The following is a 20,303-nucleotide window of genomic DNA, read 5'->3' as shown; positions in this document are numbered from 1 at the left end:
AAGCAGGAAGGCGAGCGTGAGGCGGTCAGCAAGAGCAACATCAATATTGAAGCCCACGAGCAGACTAACTCCGTGGTGTTGTCTGGTAGCCCCCATATTATCCGTAATCTCGCGGATGTGATTTCCAGTTTGGATATTCGTCGGGCGCAGGTGTTGGTTGAAGCCATCATTATTGAACTGACAGATCGCCGCGCGAAAGAGCTGGGTGTGCAGTGGCTGTTCCGTGGAGACCCGAATGGCACGGCGCCGATTGGTGGTATTAATTTCGGTTCCACAACACCTGCAGGCATTTTCAATGTGGCTGGTGCGGCAAGTGCCGGTGGCGATGCGCTCGGCTCAGTACTGGGCAGCTTGCAAGGGGTCTCTTTGGGCGTCGGCAAAATTCGTGAAAACAGTTTCAGTTTCGGCGCGCTGATGACAGCACTGGCCAGCGATACCGAATCCAATATTCTGTCGACGCCGAGCCTGCTTACCCTCGATAACCAGGAAGCGTCAATCCTGGTGGGTAGCGAAGTACCGGTGATTACCGGGTCGACTGCCAGCTCCAATAACAATAACCCCTTTCAGACCATCACCCGTCAGGAAATCGGTATCAAGCTGACTGTAACGCCCCAGATCAATGAAGGGGATGCAGTACAGCTGAGCTTGGAGCAGGAAGTTTCCTCCCTCAGCGGACTGTCAGCTTCAGACATCATTACCGACAAACGGACCATTGCCACCACTGTGCTAGTCAATGATGCGCAGACTATTGTGCTCGGTGGTCTGATTGATGATGACATTCAGGAGTCGACGGAGAAGGTGCCGATTCTGGGAGATATGCCTATTATTGGTCGTCTGTTCCGTGCGGATCGAACCCAGAAGGTCAAACGTAACCTGATGGTGTTTATTCGCCCGACTATCATACGAGACTCGGAAACCCTCCGTGGCCTGTCGAGCGAGAAGTACAACTATATCCGCGCACAGCAGATACTGATGCACGATGGAGGCATCAATCTGTTCCCGGCCGCCAAAGCGCCGGTATTGCCGGTGTGGACTGGGCTTGATCCCTCACCGGCGGGCATGTTGCCGGAGCTTGAGGCCGAGGTTGATCCTAACGACATGCCCGAGGATTAAGGACGCGTATGCTTTCCTACTCCTACGCGCGCAAGAATCAGGTGCTTTTAAATGAAAGCACCTTGCTCTACTGCAGAGATACGCCGCCGGAGGCTTTGGCCGAAGTGCGGCGAGCGGTTGGCAAAGAGCTGGCGGTAGAGCTGTGTGAATCGGCTATTCTGGCCGAGAAGATCAATGCCAATTATCAGCAGCAGTCCGGTGCTGCCGGAATGGAAGCGATTGGTGATATCAGCAACGAGGTTGATCTCGACAAGCTGATTGAAGAAATTCCCGAATCACAGGACCTGCTGGAGTCTCAGGATGACGCACCGGTTATCCGGCTCATCAATGCATTGTTTGCCGAGGCCCTGAAGCTGGGCGCGTCAGACATTCATATCGAAACTTACGAAAAGACCATGTCGGTGCGGCTGCGGGTAGACGGCATTTTGCAGGAAGTGCTCAGCCCCAATCGTCGATTGGCACCGCTGCTGGTATCGCGTATCAAGGTTATGGCTAAGCTTGATATTGCTGAAAAGCGGGTGCCTCAGGATGGTCGGGTTTCGCTGAAAATTGCCGGGCGGTCGGTGGATGTGCGAATCTCCACCATCCCTTCAAGTTATGGTGAGCGAGTGGTTATGCGCCTGCTGGATAAACAGGCAGCTCGCATTGATCTGACGCATCTCGGTATGCCCAAGGGCACACTTGATCGCTTTACTCAGCTGTTGAAAAACCCCAACGGTATCATTCTGGTTACCGGCCCCACGGGCTCGGGTAAAACCACTACGCTCTATGCCGGTTTGACCCTGCTCAATGATCGCGTGCGAAACATCCTTACGGTAGAAGACCCTATCGAATACGCCGTAGATGGTATTGGCCAGACCCAGGTGAACAGCAAGGTCGGTATGACCTTTGCGCGGGGTCTGCGCGCAATATTGCGGCAGGATCCGGACGTGGTCATGGTGGGCGAAATTCGCGACGGTGAAACCGCAGAAATTGCGGTGCAGGCCAGTTTAACCGGTCACTTGGTGTTATCTACCCTGCATACCAACAATGCTGTTGGCGCCATTACCCGGCTGGTAGATATCGGGGTAGAGCCCTATCTGATTTCTTCCAGCCTGAAAGGCATTCTTGCCCAGCGACTGGTGCGCAAATTGTGCAGCACCTGCCGCGAGCCGCACCCGATGGATGAAGCAGAAGCGGCACTGCTGGGCGATCGGTCATTGGCAGGCAGCACCGCCTACCTGGCCAAGGGCTGCGAGGAATGTCATCACACCGGTTATCGTGGTCGCAGCGGCATCTATGAACTCTTGGTCATTGATCGTAAGGTCAGTGAGCTGATTCACAATGGCGCTGGTGAACAGGCCATTGTCGACGCCGCTAAGGGCCACATGACTCGACTGTTAGGCGAGGGACGCCGCCTGGTGCTGGAAGGCGCCACCAGTATCGACGAGGTACTGCGCAGCGTCCGCGAGGATACCGCTGATGCCGGCGTTTGATTACGTAGCCCTCGACGCCAATGGCAAGCGTCAGCGAGGCATTCTTGAGGCAGACTCCGACCGTTTGGCCCGACAGCAGCTGCGCGAAAAGCAGCTGATACCGGTCGAGGTCAGCGAATCGAGGAAAAAGCAATCAGGTAAAGCTGAAGGGTTTTCCCTGTTTCAGGGTATTGGTGTCAAAGACCTATCGTTGTTTACCCGCCACCTTGCCACCCTGGTACAGTCTGGCATCCCGCTTGAAGAAGCTCTCCACGCCACCGCGCGTCAAACCCGGCACCGCCGACTGCAGTCGGTTGTAATGAGTTTGCGCAGCCGGGTTTTGGAAGGGCATACGCTTGCCGATGGTTTGCGTGATTTCCCGCGGGTATTTAACCCTGTGTACCGCTCATTGGTGGCCTCTGGTGAACAGTCGGGTGATCTGGGGCAGGTACTTGATCAGCTGGCGGACTATACCGAAAACGCCCAGCAGCTGCGGTCTACGGTGGTGCAGGCAATGGTTTATCCATTGGCACTGACCGTGGTGGCGGTGCTGGTTATTGGTGTGCTGATGGTCTACGTGGTGCCTAAAGTGGTAGCGCAGTTCGATCACTATGGTCAGACCCTGCCGTTGTTGACACGCGTGCTGATCAGTATCAGTGAGGGCATGGCGGCATACTGGGTGCACTTTCTGATTCTGCTCGGTCTGCTGTTTATGGCCGGTCGCTGGTGGCTGCGCGATGAAAGCCGGCGCCGGCGTTTTCACAAGCGCCTGTTGCGGGTGCCGATAGTCGGCGACGTGATTCTGGCGGTGGACTCGGCTCGTATGCTGCACACCCTGGGAATCTTGCTGGCCAGTGGTGTATCGCTGATTGAAGCCATCAAGGTCGGCTTGGGCACCCTGAACAACCTGCATCTGCAGGAGGGAATGGCCCAGGTGGCAAATGATGTCCGCGAGGGCAAAAGCTTCAGTTTTGCGCTACAGCAAATGAATGAATTGCCGCCGATGGCGGTTTATATGATTACCAGCGGCGAACAGAGCGGCGAGCTCGATACGATGGTACGTCGCTCAGCGGACAATCTCGCGCGTGAGGTTGAGGCGCAGGTCAGTATCATGACCAGCTTGCTTGAGCCTCTGCTGATCGTCGGCATGGGTCTGGTTGTCGTATCGATTGTGCTGGCCATTCTTATGCCCATACTGCAATTGAATAATCTGTCCGGATTTTAGAGAGGTGTATTGTGAGTAGCGTTTTGAAAAGCCGCAGACAAGCGGGTTTTACCCTGCTGGAAATCATGGTGGTGATTGTCATTCTTGGATTGCTGGTGTCGATCGTTGCGCCCAATGTGCTGCAGAACCAGGATCGCGCGATGGTAGAAAAAGCCAAAGCCGATATCGCCATGCTCGAGCAGGCACTGGATATGTACAAGCTGGACAATCACACTTATCCGACGACAGACCAGGGGCTGGATTCACTGGTTAATAAGCCCACGTCCTCGCCCGAGCCGCGTAACTATCGCAGCGACGGTTATATCAAGCGCTTGCCGCAGGACCCGTGGGGCAATCAGTATCAGTACCTGCAACCGGGCGAACACGGCCCCTATGACCTGTACTCCACAGGCGCCGATGGAGACGAAGGCGGAGAAGGTCTGGCTAGTGATATCGGCAACTGGTAATACGCCACGTTACCAGCGCGGGCTGACCCTGCTCGAAATATTGCTGGTTGTGTTGATTATTGGATTGCTAAGCACCGTTGCAGTGCTGACCCTGCCCACAGATAACAGTCAACGTGAGTTGCGCCAGATGGCGGAAAGGATGACGGCTTTCTTTCGTTATGCCCGGCAGGAAGCTGTGTTTACCGGCACTACCCACGGTGTGTTGTGGCGCGAAGGTGAACCGCAGCTGGTAAAACGCTCGGTGGAGGGCTGGGAGATTCTGGTTGATGACCGGCTTGTAAACCTGCAGCAAGCGGCATCCAGACACCCCATGTTTCTTAAGCAATCCAAGCAACTGCTCGATCTTTCACAAGATTATGAAACCCCGCAGATTGTGTTCACTAACGATGGTCAGGTATCCCCGTTTACGCTGATTATTCGCGGGCCAGAAGGTCTTGAAGTCAGTCTGGATGACAGCCTGTCGCTGGCGCCGGAGGAGCAATGAGGCAGCGCGGCTTTACCCTCTTGGAAATCATGGTGGCGTTGCTGCTATTTGCGCTTGGCGCGGTATCGTTGGCCAAGGTAATTGGTGGTGGCGCGCGCCATGTGGATGAACTGGCACGACGCCAGTTTGCCTCACTGCTTGCCCATAATCAGATGGTGTTAATTCAGCTGGAGGGACGTATTGCCAATGACTCCGGCACCGCCATACAAGGGCCATTCGAGTTTCATTGGGAGCTGAATGTTAACAAGACGGATACGCCGCAAATTGTGCGGCTTGATCTGGATGTAAGGGATGATCCAGAAGATGCTCCACTGGCGAGCCTGAGCGCGTTTAGCGGGCAAGGTGGGTTGTGAAGCGACAGAGCGGCTTAACCCTGATCGAATTATTGATCGCCATTGCCATCATGGCGGTGCTGGCAATTCTGGCCAGTACCTTGTTGGGCAGCTCCCTGGAAAATCAGAAGCACCTCAAGCAGAGCAGTCGTAGCCTGGAAGATCTTGGCTTGTCGTTAACACTGGTGCGGCGCGACCTTGAGCAGATGTTAAACCGGGTCGGTCGCGACCAGTATGGTGAGAAGCAATTGGCACCCTTGCTGAGTTTTGCCGAGGGTGATCAGTTTCTACTGGAGTTTACTCGCGATGGCCGGCGGTTGCTGCCGGGTGAACAATTTGCCAGTTCGCTGGAGCGCATTCGCTATGCTATCGAAGAGAACAAGTTGATTCGCTACAGCGCTGCGGTGCCAGATCCCGCCGCCAATACCGAGTGGCGCAAGCAGGCTTTGCTGGACAACATTGAGGCGATCAATTTCGGCTTTCTCAATGAGGGCAAGTGGGAGCGGCAGTGGCCCCCGGAGAGCACGGGATTGAACACCAGCCCGGTAGCGTTGCCGCGCGCGGTTTCGCTACGCATCGAAACGCGGCAATGGGGCGTGGTGGAATTGCTGGCCTTGGTAGCGGGGGGTGGCAATGTATCCCCGTGAACGTGGCGCCGCCCTTATTTTTGTTCTGCTGATTATTTCAGTACTGTCGATTATCGCGGTTCAGATCAACGAACAATTGCGATTCAATGTAAAACGCTTGGATAACCAGCGGCAGAACGGCCAGGCCTACTGGTACAGTGTCGGCGGTGAGCAGTTGGCGCGGGCACTGTTGGAACAGATCGAAAAAGACAAGCCGGTGCACCTCGCGCAGCCCTGGGCCACCGAAGATGCGGTATTTCCCATCGAGGGAGGCGTGCTACAGGGACGTGTTGTTGATGCACAGGCCTGCTTCAACCTGAATAACTTGCTGGTGGTTCGCAACCCCGGTGAAGCGCCACCGGCAGAAACTGTCTACGAAAAGCAGTTTACGGCGTTGTTGGCCAGCCTCGGGTTTGATGCGGTGCGGGCCATGCAGTTGCGAGATCGCATACAGGATTGGCTAGACGCCGATTTTCAGGTCAATGGGCTCTATGGTGCCGAAGATCTGGATTACAGTGACCGGGATCTGGCATTTCAGTCGGCCAACGGATTGATGGCGGCGGTCAGCGAGTTAAATCTTCTGGTGCAGTTGAAGCCTGAAGAGCTCGATGCACTGTCTAACCTGCTGTGTGTGGTTCCGGAAACGGCTACGAAAATCAATATTAATACCTTAAAGCCTGAACAGGCACCCTTACTGGTGATCCTGTTGAATGGTGTGCTCAGTGAGGAAGCGGCGACACAGCTATTGCAGCAGCGCCCGGAGCAGGGCTGGGAGAGCGTTGCTCAGTTTCTCGAAGATCCCGCGCTGGCGGGGAAAACTCTACCAGAGGATTACCGGGACAAGCTGGCTGTGCAGTCCACCTTCTTTCGTGCCACAATTAACGTTTTATATTATGACACCCAATTCAGCCTGCAATCACTGATGGAAGTGCAAGATAAAAAATCGCGTGTCTTGTCACGCCGCTATGGAGAATTGTTTTGAGCGCCGTATTGTTGCTCAACCTGCGAGCCCCGGATGATGGTGAATGGCTGCTGTGGGACACCGAGACTGGTCGTGCCAGAGAGCAGGGCCAGCTCGGTGCGCTTGCTGAGTTGGAAAAACTCAAAGCGCATACTCGTCAAACACCTTGCCATGTGTTGGTGCCGGGCGAAGATGTGGTTCAACTGCAAGTAACGCTACCTGTTGCTGGTGCCGCGGCGCAATCGGCGTTGCCCTATCAGATAGAAGAAAAGCTCAGTGTTGATCTGGGCGAAGTGCACCTTGCCCATGAACGCATACGCGCTAACGTACCGTGCGAGGTTTGGGTGGTAAATCACGAGCGCATGGCCCACTGGCATAGCTGGTTGCAGAACAGCGGATTGCGGGTTGCGACTGTCATGCCTGATTATGCTGCGCTGCAGGATAACTGCGTGGTGCAGGACGAAAACCGCGTGCTTGCTCGTATCAAACATCGGGGCGCAACGCTGGAAACGTCGTTGTTTTTGCCTTGGCATGCATTGCAAAACGGCGATGCGTCAGAAGACTCCAGCCTGCGTCTGTATCAGGTGGTGGATGCAACGCCGGCGGTGAAGAATGCGGCACCGTCACACGCAAAGACGGTTCTCGAAGCGATCGCGAAAAATTTTGCGGCACCGGCCAACAGTTTGTGCCAGGGGGCGTATGCCCTGCACGATCCGGTTGGCGATGCGTTGCGTATGGTGCGTTGGCCCGCGCTGGCGGCAGCTGCGGTACTGCTACTGCACTGGATTTTGCTGGCGGTCAGTGCCATGCAATATGGGCAGCAGGCGGATCGTTTTGATATGGCGGCGGATGAGGTCTACCGGAAAACGTTTCCCGGCGCCAATCGCGTCGTAAATGCGCGTAGCCAGATGAAAAGTCAGTTAAACGCGCTGGAAGGTACTGGCAGCGGCAACGGCCTGTTACCCTTGCTCACGCCAGTGGCCCAGGCCTTTGAAGGCCAGGCAGAGATTTCGGTGACGCAATTGGTCTACCAGAATCAGAGCCGAAATTTGCGACTGGCTATCGACGCGAGTAATTACGCTGCCATCGATGGCTTTACCACCCGATTGCAGGAGCAAGAACTGGATGTGGGGCGCGGAACCTTTCGTCAGAATGGTGAGATGGTGAGCGGGCAATTGATAATTTCGCGGGAGCCCCAATGATGCAATGGCGAGATATTGACTGGAAACTCAGTCAGCGCACAGCACGGGAGCGGCAGATTGTGTTTGGCGGCGTCGCGGTTGCTATTCCCTTGCTGGTCTGGGCCCTCATCTGGCAGCCACTGCTGGACTGGCGAGCCGACGAGGCGCGCCGTTTTGAGGCCAAACGTCAAACGCTTGAATGGATGCACGGTGCGGCGGCTCAGATAGAAGCCTATCGCAAGGCCGGGCGGGCATCGGGAAATCGCATTGCTGGCTCGCCCGAGCAGGTGATTACTCGCAGCGCGGCTAGTTTGGGGCTGTCTGTGTCGCGGATCGAACCCAGTGGCGATCGTCGCTACAACGTGTTTTTTACCACAGCGGATTACAAAAACTTTTTGCGCTTTGTGGATCAGTTACAGCAGCAGGGGCTATCAATCGAATCACTGACCATGGGGCAGTTGCCTCAGCCGGGGCAGGTCTCCGTTCGGATGACGCTGGAGTCGGCGGCGTGACGATCAAACGTGCAATCCTGATATACGTTGTTGCCTTGCTGGTAACCTTGCCGGTGACATTTCCCGCAGCGCTGCTCGAGCGCTTTGTGACCCTGCCACCCAATATCAGTCACTCGCCACTGAGCGGGTCTGTCCTGGGAGTGAAGCTCGACTGGCTACAGATTGGCCCGCTGCGCTTGGCTGATCTCGAGGCTCGTCCGGCGCTGGCTGGATTATTGTCCGGTACGCCACTGAGCATTGTTATCGGCAAACCACTACCGCTCAAAGCCAAGGTGGGAGGCGGCGGCGATACCCTAGTGCTTGCTGAGGGTCACTCAACCACGCGTTTGGAAGCGCTGCTGCAAATTCTCGGCTTGCCTGGTGTCGGAGTGGATGCGTTAGTCGATGTCGTCGTGCATCAGGCGAAACTGGTACGGGAGCGCTGCGAGGAGCTGGACGGAACGCTGACGCTGAGTGATTTTAACGGCGAGGATTTTGCCCAGCTATCGGAGGTAGCTGCGACGCTTAGCTGCGCCAATGGTAATCTGGTCGTCACTGTATTGCCCGAAAACACGCTGCGGCTATCGGGTTCTGCAACCATCACACCCAATGGCCGCTATCAGGTGGATATGACAGCTCAACCCCCGCAAGGCCCTCTGTTTGACCTGTTCACCGATTTTCTTGGACAACCCCGTGACGGACGCAGCTTCCAGATTCGCTTCCGCTCCTGAGGCGATTGTCTGTCACGAACCTCCCTCCCAGGCTGTAAGTGACATCGCCCGCACTTTGGCGATTCCCTGTGTTGCAGTTGACCAGCTTGCTGCCGACGCTAGCGGTCTGTGTTTACACTGGCAATCGGGGCAGCTCGCGCTGGGCCGGTTTTTCGGCAAGGAAAAGCCGGTTGCTGTTGATTTTGTTGCTGCCCTCAGTCAGCGTCGCCAAGGGCCGGAACTGCTGTGGAAAGCTGTTGCCGGCGGCGCCAGTTTTAAACCCGCCGTGGTTGATGCGACCGCAGGTTTTGGTCGCGATACGTCGGTGTTACTGGGACGCGGCAGTGTAGTCAGTATGATTGAATCTCATCCGGTAGTGGTTGCGCTGCTGGGTGATGCATTGCGCAGGCTGCGGGAAGACCCTCGGTTTACTGCGGTAGCTCAAGCGGTGACCCTGTATCCGGCAAGGGCAGAAGATTTCCTTGGGTCACTAGCGGCGCAAGGAAAAGCGCAGGTAATCTACCTTGATCCGATGTTTGCGGCATCAGGTAAATCGGCGCTGGCGAAGAAAGATATGCAGCTGTTCCAGCAGCTTATGGGGCATGGCGGCGATGGCAGTGAGTTGCTCGCCACAGCCCTTGAGTGTGCTGAATACCGCGTGGTCGTAAAGCGCGCGCTTAAGGCGGCACCGCTGGCAGGCCCAGAGCCCGGCTTTGCGATTAAGGGCAAAGCCGTGCGGTTCGATGTTTATCCACTGAAAAGCCTGAAATACCTTCCCTGAAAATTATCTGACCAGATTTTCCAGTATTCCCCGATAAATCTCGCTTAAGGCTTCGATATCTGAGGCGCGGGCGCATTCGTCTACCTTGTGAATGGTGGCGTTTACCGGACCGAGCTCAACGACCTGGCTGCCAGTCGGTGCAATGAAGCGACCATCTGAGGTGCCACCGGCGGTGGAGAGTTTGCCAGGGTAGCCGGTAACGGCTTCGATGGCTGCGACAGTCGCGCTGACCAGTTCGCCCTCGGCGGTAAGAAAGGGCTGGCCGCTGAGATTCCACTCGAGCTCCACGTCCAGGCCGTGCCGGGCCAGGATGGCTTCAGTGCGTTGTCTCAGATCCTGATCGGTGGTTTCAGTGGAAAAACGGAAGTTGAAAATCACTTCCAGGGTGCCCGGAATCACGTTAGTTGCGCCAGTCCCAGCCTGGATGTTCGAAATCTGGAAGCTGGTGGCGGGAAAATGGTCGTTGCCCTGATCCCATTCTGTGGCCGCCAGTTCGGCCAGTGCGGGTGCGGCCAAATGAACCGGGTTCTTCGCCAGATGGGGATAAGCCACGTGACCCTGAATGCCGCGCACGGTCATTTTGCAGCCCAGCGAACCGCGGCGGCCATTTTTGATGATATCGCCAACGCGGTCAGTGGAGGACGGCTCTCCCACCAAACAGTAATCGATTTTTTCGCCGCGTTGCTGCAGCCATTCCACCACCTTTACCGTGCCGTTGACTGCAGGGCCTTCTTCATCGCTGGTAATGAGAAAAGCGATGCGGCCGTTGTGTTCAGGGTTGGCCGCTACAAAGTCCTCACAGGCGGTGACCATGGCAGCCAGGCTGCCTTTCATATCAGCGGCGCCGCGCCCATAAACGTAGTCGTCTTTAATGATGGGGGCAAAAGGGGGATGCTGCCACTGTGCAGCCGGGCCGGTGGGTACCACATCGGTGTGCCCTGCAAAGCAAAACAGCGGCCCGCTGTCGCCACGTACTGCCCAGAAGTTTTTGACCTCGCCAAAGTCAACCGATTCGCAATGGAATCCGATTGCGCGCAGGCGCTCCATCATCAGTGCCTGACAACCAGCGTCTTCCGGTGTGACCGACTCGCGGCGGATCAGTTCAAGGGTCAATGCAAGCGTGGGGGACAAGTCTGACGAAGTGGACATGGGGCTACCTTACTGTGAATTGCCGGCATTTTATCAGACTCTGCGGGCTAACCGCTGACTCTAGTGACATTAGCGCTCAAGCCCGCGCGGAATTTGACAAGAATCGTCATGGTTACAGGGCTGGCGCTTGGCTACCATGGCTTTCTTTTCAACTCAGGCAGCTGACGAGGACCCCATGAGCATCGATTTCGACGTGGCTAGCGCCGCCGCACACTACGATTTTGCCGATCAGGATATTCCCCAGCTGCTGCGCCATTGGGCAACCCATAAGCCGGATCACCCTTTTTTCGTGTGGGAGCCGGTATCGGGAAACGATAAAACCTGGACCTACAAACAGTTTGATGAAGATACCTCGGCGCTTGCCGCTGGGCTACATGCGAAAGGAGTGGCCAAAGGCGATAAGGTGTTGATACACGCTGAGAACTGTCCGGAAATGGTGCTAGCCTGGTATGCCTGCGCCAAGCTCGGTGCAGTGGCCGTAACCACGAATACGCGCAGCGTGGGCGGCGAAATAGAGTATTTTGCCAGCCATACGGGGGCTGTGGCAGCGATCACCCAGCCCAAATTTGTTGAGCAGATTCGCGACAACGCCAAAGGTGTGAAGTGGATTGCTGTGACTGCCGACAATGCAGGTGAAGCACCGGAGCCCGGCACTGACAGCCACGGTCTGGAATCCTTTGAGGCACTGTTTGGACAAGCCCAAGATCTGCCCGTTCGGCCAGCCGAACCGATGTTGCCTGCCGGTATCATGTTTACTTCCGGCACCACGTCGCTGCCCAAAGCCGTGGTCCATACCCACGCTAATGCCTTGTGGGCAGGCCGCACGGGGCCGCTTAACCTGAATATGACGGGCGACGATACCTATCTGGCTTACCTGCCATTTTTCCATGTAAATGCCCAGAGCTGGGCGTTCTGGAGTACCTTGGGTTGTGGTGGGACGGTAGTACTTCAACCGAAATTTTCGTCCAGCCGATTCTGGGAGGTAGTGAACAAGCACAAAGTCACTCACGTTTCCCTGATTCCCTTTGTGTTCAAGGCGATTGCGGCGCAACCGGTTCCGGAGCACACCATCAAGGTGGGTGCGTTGGGTATTATCTGGAACGAAATTAAAGGATGGCTGAATATGGATATTCTCGCCTGCTGGGGTATGACGGAAACGGTCATTCACGCCACCCGGTCCGATTTCAATCAGGTTTGGCCGCAGGGTTCCATTGGCAAGCCTACGCCGGGCTATCGTTTTGCGGTGGTGAACCCGGATACGGGAAAGCTTTGTGAAAAAGACGAAATTGGCGAGCTGTGGGTACATGGCACCCGTGGTATACAACTCTTCCTTGAGTACTACAACAATCCTGAAGCCAACGCCAAGGTCTTTACCGATAATGGCTGGTTCAAAACCGGTGACATGGTCAAAGTGGGCGACGAAGGTCATTTCTATTTTTGTGATCGCGACAAGGATGCGCTCAAGGTTGGCGGTGAAAATGTGTCGGCTCGTCAGGTTGAAGAAACCTGCATGCAGGTGGGAGGCATCGGCGAAATTGCGGTCGTCGCCAAGGCCCACGATATGCTCGACATGGTGCCAGTAGCTTTCGTGATCAAGGGGATGGGCGCGCCGGAAGACAATGAAGCCTTCGCAGCGCAGATAATCGATCACTGCAAGACCAACCTGGCGGATTTCAAAGTGCCGCGCGCGGTGTACTTTGTCGACGAATTTCCGCGTGCCACATTGGACAAAGTTGCTAAGAACAAACTGAGGGAGATGGCCGACGCAATGCCTGCTGTTTGATCAAGCGTGTTTGATCGAATTGGCATCTAATGGGAACCCTTGCCGGTGGGTTTTGCTACCGGCAAGGGCCTTCACATCATATTCATTTTCTCGTCGCATTATTGTCATCGCGAAATTCTACGATTGTGCCACTCACACACAGAGGAGCTCTCGTATGTTTGATCGTGCAATGGCCATTCGTCATCAGGAAACCGCGCACGAGCAGTTGCGCCGCGAAATTGAACAACAGGTCGATGCCTTTCTCGCGCAAGGTGGGCAGATAGACCGCTTGTCTTCACCGAACTATCAACCCAATCGCGTGGTGAAAGTGGGCAGCCTACACGTACTTGATTGATCATCGTCGCCCAACCCCGACACTGTTTTACTACAGCAACGTTCCTGACGTCCTTCAACGTTGCTGTTCTCACGCGTCCTCGAATCACTAACACCTTGTTGATGCTGGATAAAATCCAGTCTGATGTTGGTGATGCCAATCCCTTTAGCGCTTACTGACCGACCATATTTCCAGCCGGTTTTTCGCCCTGTGGCGTAATGGCGACAATTTCCCTGTGAGTTATCTCACAAGCCTTTGCCATTGAAGGTTACAGCGGGAGGCACAGTGAGTGAGGGCAGATTTACTGAACCGCCAAATTGCTCGGCTATGAACAGCATGCCAGAAACGGCAGCCCCCCCTTTATTGACTGGTCAAAAGAGGGGGCAAGCGATCAATTGTGCGCGTGCAGCGCCTCGTTCAGTTCGATCGCAGATTTATTGGTCAGTGCTTCAATGGCGCCAGTTTTGGAATTGCGGCGGAACAGCAGATCCGATTGACCGGCCAGATCACGGGCTTTAACACTTTTAACAGCTTGCCCCTTGTCGTCCAGCATGGTCACGACGGAACCGGCGGTGACATACAGACCAGCTTCGATTGTGCAGCGGTCTCCCAGAGGGATGCCCACGCCCGCGTTGGCGCCTATCAGGCATTCTTTGCCAACCGAAATGATCACGTTATTGCCGCCTGACAGCGTACCCATGGTGGAGGCGCCACCGCCGAGGTCTGAACCGCTGCCCAGAACCACGCCTGCAGAGATACGGCCTTCGACCATGCCCGGGCCTTCGGTGCCGGCATTAAAGTTGACGAAACCTTCGTGCATGATGGTGGTGCCTTCACCGAGGTAGGCGCCGAGGCGAACGCGGGCAGTGTGAGCGACACGGACACCGGCGGGCACCACATAATTGGCCATTTTCGGAAACTTATCGACCGACATGACTTCCAGCAACTCACCCTTCAGACGCGCCTCGAGCTGCTTGTCATTCAGTTCGTCGATAGCTACAGCGCCCTGGTTGGTCCAGGCAACATTGGGCAGTACGCCAAACATGCCGTCCAGCTTGAGAGTATGAGGTTTGGCGAGTCGATGCGACAGCAGGTGCAGTTTCAGGTAAACCTCTGGCACAGAACTCGGCGCTTCGTCGGTGCTAAGGATAGTGGCCACCAACGGTTGCGTGCTGTTGGACAGCTTCGCACACAAGGCAGAAAGCTCGTCGTCTACTCCTTTTAGGGTTTCCGACAGGGCAATCATGCGCGCAGGATCGAGACTGATGGCATGGTTGCCGCCGCTGAAAGCCAGCGCGTCGACAAGTACGCCGGTGACTTCTGCAGAAGGAGTAAGCAGCGGCTTAGGGTAGAAAACTTCCAGCCATTCGCCTTTGCTGTTGTGTGTGCCGACGCCGATGCCAACACTGAAAAGAGAGGATGTCATAGGTCTACCTGTTTAGTTTGCGGTTAACTGTTGATAATCCTTGTCGGCAAAGCCGACATGAACGGTGTTCCCGTTGACCAGCACCGGGCGCTTGATCAGGGTGGGGTGCTGGGCCAGCAGCGCGACGATGGCGGGCTTGTCACTGGCGCTGCGCTCGGCTTCACTGAGTTGTTTCCAGGATGTACTGCGTTTATTCAGCAGTTTGTCGCCGACTACGTCGTACCAGCTTTCCAGTTCACTTTTGCTGACCGGGTCGTCCCGGTAGTCGGTGAAGCTGTGCTCAATGCCTTGCTGCTCCAGCCATTTGCGGGCCTTTCGTACGGTGTCGCAGTTTTTGATGCCGTAAAGTTTGATCATGGGGTCGAAGATTGCTTTTTTGGGGGGCGAAGAATAGCAGATTGGGCCGGCGAGTTCACGGTGCTGGCAGCAGTGGAGGGACTGCCGAAGCGGCTGGAAATCAGGCCTTCTGCGTAATCACCGGGTTTTTGCGTTTCGGGTAGCAGGTTGTACAGATCTCGCACACCAGGCCGTGGCAGCCCCGAGCAGGGCAGTATTCCCGGCCGTAATAAATAATCTGCAGATGTAATGCGTTCCAGCTTTCTCTCGGAAAGAGTTTTTTCAGATCACGTTCGGTTTGAACCACGCTCTTTCCGGATGTCAGTCCCCAGCGCTGTGCCAACCGGTGAATGTGGGTGTCGACAGGGAATGCGGGCACGCCAAACGCTTGGGACATAACAACGCTGGCGGTTTTATGGCCAACGCCCGGTAGTTCTTCCAGTGCCTCGAGATTGTCCGGCACGTCGCCATTGTATTTTGCTACCAGAATTTCGGATAGCCGCTGGATGGCTTTGGACTTCTGTGGCGACAGACCACAGGGGCGAATAATGGCGCGAATGTCGTCGACAGATTGTTGCGCCATATCGAAAGGGTTGTCTGCCAGTGCAAACAGTGCAGGGGTTACCTGATTGACCCGCTCATCGGTGCACTGGGCCGACAGTAACACTGCCACCAGCAGCGTATAGGGATCAGTGTGATCGAGGGGAATCGGCGGCTCAGGGTAGAGTTCCTGCAGCCGCTGAAGAATATAGGCAGCGCGTTCTTTTTTCAGCATAGTGTGGGAGGGTCAACTTAAAGCGATTCAATAAAGCGGCGGATGCGGTGGGCGGCTTCTGTGCATTCTTCGGGCTCCGCGACCAGCGCCATGCGCACCCGGTTCTTACCGGGATTATTGCCGTTGACCTCGCGGCTGAGAAAACTGCCGGGCAGCACAGTGACATGCTGTTGCTGGTAAAGGCCACGGGCGAACGCCTGATCATCAAGCGGTGTTTCAGGCCAAAGATAAAATGCGCCGTCAGGTTGTTCGAATCTCAGCACTGGTGCCAAGATGTCGCTGACAGCCTTGAATTTGTTGCGATAAAGCCGGCGGTTTTCCACCACATGGGTTTCGTCATTCCAGGCTTGAATACTGGCAATCTGGTGTTGCACTGGCATCGCACAGCCGTGGTAGGTGCGGTATTGCAAAAAGGCGGCGAGGATGTCGGCATCGCCCGCGACAAAACCCGATCGAAGTCCGGGCAGGTTCGACCGTTTCGACAGTGAGTGGAAAACGACACAGCGCTGATAGTCATGACGACCCATTGCGGCAGCGGCTTGCAGCAGTCCGGCAGGCGGGTTGCTTTCATCCGGGTAGATTTCGGAGTAACACTCATCGCTCGCAATCACAAAATCGTGTTCATCGGCTAGCCCGATCAATGCTTGTAATTGTTCGATACTGAGCGTGGCCCCGGTCGGGTTGCCGGGGGTGCACAGGTACAGCAGTTGGCAGCGCCGCCACTGTTCCTCGGTAACCTGAGTGAAATCAGGTAGAAACTGGGTGTTCTCGCCACAAGGCAGAAACAGGGGCTCTGCGCCTGCCAGATACGCGGCACCTTCATAAATCTGGTAGAAGGGGTTGGGGCTGATCACCAGTGGCTGGCCGCGACGGTCAATAACTGCCTGGGCGAAAGCAAAGAGGGCTTCGCGCGTGCCATTGACTGGTAGCACCTGTTTTTCGGCATCAAGCCCCTCAAGCGCGAAACGGCGTGTTGCCCAGTGGGCAATGCTCTGGCGTAGCTCGGGCAGACCTTTGGTGTTGGGGTAATTCGCTAGGCGAGACAGTTCCTGAGCCAGGCGATCTACCACAAATGCTGGTGATGCGTGCTTGGGTTCGCCGATTGACAGCGCGATATGTGGCTTGTCAGGTGTTTCTACACCGCTGAAAAGCTCGCGCAGTTTCTCAAAGGGGTAGGGTTGCAGTCTTTGCAGTTCGGGATTCATGAAAAACGTGGTTCCGCTGAGGCTTGTTCATCCAGCTCTTTGCAGATGGCGCGCTGGATCTTTTCACAGAGCTCCGGATCTTTGATCGGTTTCTGTTTTTTGTTGGTGATGAAAAAAACGTCTTCAACTCGCTCACCGAGGGTGGCAATTTTGGCGTTCTGCAGTTTGATATCGTAGTCGTAGAAAATTCGCCCAATGCGTGCCAGCAGGCCGGGGCGGTCGGGCGTGATAACTTCCAGCACCGAACACCCTTTGTTGATGTCAGTGGCCATCGTGGTGCGGGTAGGGGTTGAGAAGAGGCGCATCTGCCGGGGAGTGCGCTTGCTCATAAATTCAGGGAAGCGATCGGGTTGCTCAATCTGTTGGCGCAGCCCATCGACGATAGCTTGGCAGCGCTCTTCGTCGTCGCTGATGGGTTTACCGTCAGCGTCAAGTACATAGAAAGTATCGAGAGAGTAGCCGGAAGTGGAACTGTAGATTCGGGCGTCGACAATGTTGAGGTCAAGCTGTTCCATGGTACTGGCTACCACGGCAAACAGATTGTCGTGCTCTAGCGTGTGAACGAAAATCTGGGTAGCGCCTTCAAGGTCAACGTTGCTGCTTTTCTTGACCAGGATCAGTGGCTTGCTCATATCGTGGTGGCGGGCAATGGCGCGCGTGTGCCAAACCACATCGTCTGAGCGCTCGCGCAGAAAGTAGTCTTCGCCGCGATCTTTCCAGATGGCTTGTACTTCTTCTTCCTCAAAGCCGTGGTCTTCGAGCCGTTTGAGGGCTTCGCGCTGAGTGTCGACAATCCAATCCTGCTTATCGATCACGTTTTCCAGACCGCGCCGCAAGGCGCGTTTGGTTTCGGCGTAGAGTTGGCGCAGTAGTGAAGCACGCCATGAGTTCCACAATGTGGGGTTGGTGGCATTGATATCGGCCACCGTCAGTGCATAGAGATAATCCAGGCGTACCTGGTCGCCAACTTCCAAAGAAAAGTCGCGGATCACTTCCGGATCCGATATGTCCTTGCGTTGGGCGGTGGCAGACATGAACAGATGCTTTTCTACCAGCCAGCACACCAGGTTGGTGTCGCGATTGGACAGTCCGTGGTTTTCGCAGAAGTTACGTGCGTCCACGGCGCCAAGTGACGAGTGATCACCACCCCGACCCTTGGCAATATCGTGATAGAGCCCCGCCAGGTACAGCAGCTCCGGTTTATCCATGCGCCGCACAATGCGCGAGGCGACCGGAAATTTTTCTTCATTATCAGGGTAGGTAAAGCGACGCAGGTTCTTAACCAGTTCCATGGTGTGGGCATCTACCGAGTAGATGTGGAACAGGTCGTGTTGCATCTGGCCGATAATCTGGCCGAATTCGGGCAGGTATTTACCGAGGATGCCAAAACGCATCATGCGGCGCAGGGTGAGTGCTACCTTGGTGCGCGAACGCAGTATTTCCATGAAAAAGCGGCGTACCCGTGGGTCGGCGCGAAATTTGTCGTCGACCAGGTCGCGATGGTCGCGAATCAGCCGGATGGTGGCCGCGCGAACGCCATCGATCGCATCGTTTTGCGCCATCAAGACAAAAATTTCCATCAGTGCCGATGGTGTTTTTTTGAAGACATTCTTGTTGGTTACTTCGATGTGACCATTGCGCACTCGAAAACGCGGGTTCAGCTCGAGAATGGTTTCGGCTTCGCAGGCCCGAAGGATGGCTTCGTCGAAGTGCTGGATCATCAGGTCGTTCAATTCACCCAGCGCCAGTGCCCAGCGGTAGTAACGCTGCATGAACTGTTCGACCGCGAGCCGGGCGTCGTCGTCTTCGTAGCCGAACATCCGTGCCATTGTGCGTTGGTGGTCAAAGAGCAGGCGGTCTTCCTCGCGGCCACTGAGTACGTGCAAGGCATAGCGAATCTGCCACAGGAAATCCTGGCCGCGGCGCAGCAGTGACAGGTCTTCTTCTCGCAGGAAGCCCAGTGGCAGCAATTCGGCGAGGGAGTCGACGCCATAGTGGCGCTTGGCAATCCAGCCAATCATCTGGATATCGCGCAGGCCACCGAGGCAGCTTTTAACATTGGGTTCGAGGTTGTATTCGGAGTTGGCAAATTTGCGGTGGCGGGCTATCTGCTCGTCCCACTTGGCGCGGAAGAAATCACGGCTTGACCAGATTTTGTCAGGGGCAGTCTGTGTCAGCAATTGCTCTAACAAAGCGCTGTTGCCGGCCAGGGTGCGCGATTCCATGATGTTAGTGGCAACGGTGATATCTTCGCTGGCAGTTCGTACGCACTGGCGGATACTGCGGACACTGTGGCCGATATCCAGATTCAGATCCCACAACAGGGCAATAAAGGATTCCAGTGAATCCCGGTAATCTTCGCTGTTGCTGTTTTCCAGCAGGATCAGCAGGTCTACATCTGAATAGGGGTGCAGTTCACCTCGGCCGTAACCGCCTACGGCGATCAGCGCGATATCTTCATTCCAGGGGTAAAGCGACCAGGCGGCCCGCAATACTTCGTCAACGGCGTTAGCCCGACCTTTTACGATGTCGCGGATATTGTCTTTGGCCTCAAAACGCTTATCCAATTGTTCGCGGTGGTTCTGTAGGTAGTTGCGAAATAGTGCAATGCGATCTTTGGGTTCGCCAAGGGCCTGTGCTTCGGTGGCAAGTGTGCTCAAGACCAGTTTCTCCGAAATTCGGTTTCGTCGCTGCGTGCGGTAAGCACCTCGACTCCGTCGGCGGTGACCGCCATGGTGTGTTCCCACTGGGCGGAAGGGCGGCGGTCTTTGGTGGTTACGGTCCAGCCATCTTTCATATTGAGTTTGGTGTGCTTCTTGCCTGCGTTGATCATGGGCTCGATAGTAAAGGTCATGCCTTCTTTGAGTACCAGATCATTGCGGGCAGTGTAGCCATTGCCGTAGTGCAGTACCTGCGGGTCTTCGTGGAAGCCGCGGCCAATACCGTGACCGCAGTATTCCTCTACCACTGAATAGTGATTGGCGTGAGCGTGTTTGGCGATGATCGTGCCGATATCGCTCAGGCGTGCGCCCGGCTTGACCAGGCGAATGGCCTGGTAGAGGCATTCCTGAGCCACTCGGCACAGGCGCTGGGCGTGTTCGGGGACCTCACCCACGTAGTACATGCGGTTGGTATCACCGTGCCAGCCATCCTTTATGACAGTGACGTCGATATTGAGAATGTCACCATTTTTCAGTGGTTTATTGTTTGGAATGCCATGGCAGATCACCTCGTTGGGCGAGGTGCATATGGATTTTGGAAAGCCGTTGTAATTCAGCGGAGCAGGAATGGCATCCTGAACGTCCACAATATAATTGTGGCAGATTGTGTTCAGTTCGTCGGTGGTCACGCCGGGTTTGATGTATTCCTCTATCATTTCGAGGACATCGGCTGCGAGACGCCCGGCGATCCGCATTTTCTGGACTTCTTCAGGGGTTTTGATGCTGACATTCATAGACTGGCGCTGGATTCCCTTGTCTGCCCTGCATAAACCGCAGGCTCAAAGGGGGGCC

General features: G+C 55.6%; 21 protein-coding genes. 14 read left to right on the top strand and 7 right to left on the bottom strand.

The window, feature by feature from the left end:
• From AC222A_RS02175 to AC222A_RS02120, 12 genes are all read left to right on the top strand, one after another.
• The coding region (locus AC222A_RS02175; protein ID WP_372810387.1) for a secretin N-terminal domain-containing protein at window positions 1-1,113 on the top strand (1,113 nt) is incomplete at its 5' end.
• 8 nt (window positions 1,114-1,121) lie between these two features.
• Complete coding sequence (gspE, locus tag AC222A_RS02170) at window positions 1,122-2,588, top strand: type II secretion system ATPase GspE (protein ID WP_372750208.1); 1,467 nt, start codon at window positions 1,122-1,124, stop codon at window positions 2,586-2,588.
• Entirely contained in the window at window positions 2,575-3,792 is a 1,218-nt protein-coding gene (gene gspF / locus AC222A_RS02165) for a type II secretion system inner membrane protein GspF (RefSeq protein ID WP_372750207.1), read from the top strand. Before gspE ends, gspF begins: the two co-directional genes overlap by 14 nt.
• Window positions 3,793-3,815: 23 nt before the next feature.
• Window positions 3,816-4,238: a type II secretion system major pseudopilin GspG gene (gspG, locus tag AC222A_RS02160; RefSeq protein ID WP_372764460.1), complete on the top strand. Its 423-nt coding sequence runs from the start codon at window positions 3,816-3,818 to the stop codon at window positions 4,236-4,238.
• Entirely contained in the window at window positions 4,219-4,722 is a 504-nt protein-coding gene (gene gspH / locus AC222A_RS02155) for a type II secretion system minor pseudopilin GspH (protein ID WP_372749144.1), read from the top strand. The genes gspG and gspH overlap by 20 nt, the downstream gene beginning before the upstream one ends.
• Window positions 4,719-5,075: a type II secretion system minor pseudopilin GspI gene (gene gspI, locus AC222A_RS02150; protein WP_372749143.1), complete on the top strand. Its 357-nt coding sequence runs from the start codon at window positions 4,719-4,721 to the stop codon at window positions 5,073-5,075. The genes gspH and gspI overlap by 4 nt, the downstream gene beginning before the upstream one ends.
• On the top strand, window positions 5,072-5,701 hold the full coding sequence (gspJ, locus tag AC222A_RS02145; protein ID WP_372749142.1) for a type II secretion system minor pseudopilin GspJ: 630 nt from the start codon (window positions 5,072-5,074) through the stop codon (window positions 5,699-5,701). The genes gspI and gspJ overlap by 4 nt, the downstream gene beginning before the upstream one ends.
• Entirely contained in the window at window positions 5,688-6,662 is a 975-nt protein-coding gene (gene gspK / locus AC222A_RS02140; protein ID WP_372749141.1) for a type II secretion system minor pseudopilin GspK, read from the top strand. Before gspJ ends, gspK begins: the two co-directional genes overlap by 14 nt.
• Window positions 6,659-7,843: a type II secretion system protein GspL gene (gene gspL / locus AC222A_RS02135; RefSeq protein WP_486774591.1), complete on the top strand. Its 1,185-nt coding sequence runs from the start codon at window positions 6,659-6,661 to the stop codon at window positions 7,841-7,843. Before gspK ends, gspL begins: the two co-directional genes overlap by 4 nt.
• Window positions 7,840-8,334: a type II secretion system protein GspM gene (gspM, locus tag AC222A_RS02130; RefSeq protein WP_372749139.1), complete on the top strand. Its 495-nt coding sequence runs from the start codon at window positions 7,840-7,842 to the stop codon at window positions 8,332-8,334. Before gspL ends, gspM begins: the two co-directional genes overlap by 4 nt.
• A complete protein-coding gene (gene gspN, locus AC222A_RS02125; RefSeq protein WP_372749138.1) occupies window positions 8,331-9,044 on the top strand; it encodes a type II secretion system protein N in 714 nt (237 codons plus the stop codon). The genes gspM and gspN overlap by 4 nt, the downstream gene beginning before the upstream one ends.
• A complete protein-coding gene (locus tag AC222A_RS02120) occupies window positions 9,007-9,804 on the top strand; it encodes a class I SAM-dependent methyltransferase (RefSeq protein WP_372749137.1) in 798 nt (265 codons plus the stop codon). Before gspN ends, AC222A_RS02120 begins: the two co-directional genes overlap by 38 nt.
• A 3-nt stretch (window positions 9,805-9,807) precedes the next feature.
• Here the strand turns inward: AC222A_RS02120 and dapE are convergent, their stop codons facing one another.
• Complete coding sequence (gene dapE / locus AC222A_RS02115; RefSeq protein WP_486774593.1) at window positions 9,808-10,935, bottom strand: succinyl-diaminopimelate desuccinylase; 1,128 nt, start codon at window positions 10,933-10,935, stop codon at window positions 9,808-9,810.
• Between the two features lie 193 nt (window positions 10,936-11,128).
• On the opposite strand from dapE, the gene AC222A_RS02110 reads away from it, so the two are divergent.
• Together AC222A_RS02110 and AC222A_RS02105 are read left to right on the top strand one after the other, a co-directional pair.
• Complete coding sequence (locus AC222A_RS02110) at window positions 11,129-12,736, top strand: class I adenylate-forming enzyme family protein (RefSeq protein ID WP_486774590.1); 1,608 nt, start codon at window positions 11,129-11,131, stop codon at window positions 12,734-12,736.
• A gap of 154 nt (window positions 12,737-12,890) precedes the next feature.
• Complete coding sequence (locus AC222A_RS02105) at window positions 12,891-13,070, top strand: hypothetical protein (RefSeq protein WP_372747448.1); 180 nt, start codon at window positions 12,891-12,893, stop codon at window positions 13,068-13,070.
• Between the two features lie 370 nt (window positions 13,071-13,440).
• On the opposite strand, the gene dapD is transcribed toward AC222A_RS02105, so the two are convergent.
• From dapD to map, 6 genes are all read right to left on the bottom strand, one after another.
• Window positions 13,441-14,475 carry a 2,3,4,5-tetrahydropyridine-2,6-dicarboxylate N-succinyltransferase gene (gene dapD / locus AC222A_RS02100; RefSeq protein WP_372747449.1) on the bottom strand — a complete coding sequence of 345 codons (1,035 nt, stop codon included), beginning with the start codon at window positions 14,473-14,475 and terminating at the stop codon, window positions 13,441-13,443.
• A 12-nt stretch (window positions 14,476-14,487) separates the two neighbouring features.
• A complete protein-coding gene (locus AC222A_RS02095; protein ID WP_372798710.1) occupies window positions 14,488-14,832 on the bottom strand; it encodes an arsenate reductase in 345 nt (114 codons plus the stop codon).
• A gap of 100 nt (window positions 14,833-14,932) precedes the next feature.
• Window positions 14,933-15,586 carry an endonuclease III gene (gene nth / locus AC222A_RS02090; protein WP_372747451.1) on the bottom strand — a complete coding sequence of 218 codons (654 nt, stop codon included), beginning with the start codon at window positions 15,584-15,586 and terminating at the stop codon, window positions 14,933-14,935.
• Between the two features lie 17 nt (window positions 15,587-15,603).
• Window positions 15,604-16,791 carry a succinyldiaminopimelate transaminase gene (gene dapC, locus AC222A_RS02085; RefSeq protein ID WP_372747452.1) on the bottom strand — a complete coding sequence of 396 codons (1,188 nt, stop codon included), beginning with the start codon at window positions 16,789-16,791 and terminating at the stop codon, window positions 15,604-15,606.
• Window positions 16,788-19,451, bottom strand: a complete 2,664-nt coding sequence (locus AC222A_RS02080) for a [protein-PII] uridylyltransferase (RefSeq protein ID WP_372747453.1) — start codon at window positions 19,449-19,451, stop codon at window positions 16,788-16,790. Before AC222A_RS02080 ends, dapC begins: the two co-directional genes overlap by 4 nt.
• Window positions 19,448-20,245, bottom strand: a complete 798-nt coding sequence (gene map / locus AC222A_RS02075; RefSeq protein ID WP_372747454.1) for a type I methionyl aminopeptidase — start codon at window positions 20,243-20,245, stop codon at window positions 19,448-19,450. Before map ends, AC222A_RS02080 begins: the two co-directional genes overlap by 4 nt.
• Window positions 20,246-20,303: the final 58 nt, after the last annotated feature.

The sequence above is a fragment of the Litorivivens sp. genome, from assembly GCF_057445395.1.
This window is presented reverse-complemented; position numbering and strand designations above follow the sequence as displayed.

Bases quoted from the DNA above. Each gene is read 5' to 3' on its own strand.
- gspE (WP_372750208.1), top strand. From the start codon at position 1,122: ATGCTTTCCTACTCCTACGCGCGCAAGAATCAGGTGCTTTTAAATGAA.
- gspF (WP_372750207.1), top strand. From the start codon at position 2,575: ATGCCGGCGTTTGATTACGTAGCCCTCGACGCCAATGGCAAGCGTCAG.
- gspI (WP_372749143.1), top strand. From the start codon at position 4,719: ATGAGGCAGCGCGGCTTTACCCTCTTGGAAATCATGGTGGCGTTGCTG.
- gspK (WP_372749141.1), top strand. From the start codon at position 5,688: ATGTATCCCCGTGAACGTGGCGCCGCCCTTATTTTTGTTCTGCTGATT.
- gspM (WP_372749139.1), top strand. From the start codon at position 7,840: ATGATGCAATGGCGAGATATTGACTGGAAACTCAGTCAGCGCACAGCA.
- AC222A_RS02110 (WP_486774590.1), top strand. From the start codon at position 11,129: ATGAGCATCGATTTCGACGTGGCTAGCGCCGCCGCACACTACGATTTT.
- AC222A_RS02105 (WP_372747448.1), top strand. From the start codon at position 12,891: ATGTTTGATCGTGCAATGGCCATTCGTCATCAGGAAACCGCGCACGAG.
- dapD (WP_372747449.1), bottom strand. From the start codon at position 14,475: ATGACATCCTCTCTTTTCAGTGTTGGCATCGGCGTCGGCACACACAAC.
- AC222A_RS02095 (WP_372798710.1), bottom strand. From the start codon at position 14,832: ATGATCAAACTTTACGGCATCAAAAACTGCGACACCGTACGAAAGGCC.
- nth (WP_372747451.1), bottom strand. From the start codon at position 15,586: ATGCTGAAAAAAGAACGCGCTGCCTATATTCTTCAGCGGCTGCAGGAA.
- dapC (WP_372747452.1), bottom strand. From the start codon at position 16,791: ATGAATCCCGAACTGCAAAGACTGCAACCCTACCCCTTTGAGAAACTG.
- map (WP_372747454.1), bottom strand. From the start codon at position 20,245: ATGAATGTCAGCATCAAAACCCCTGAAGAAGTCCAGAAAATGCGGATC.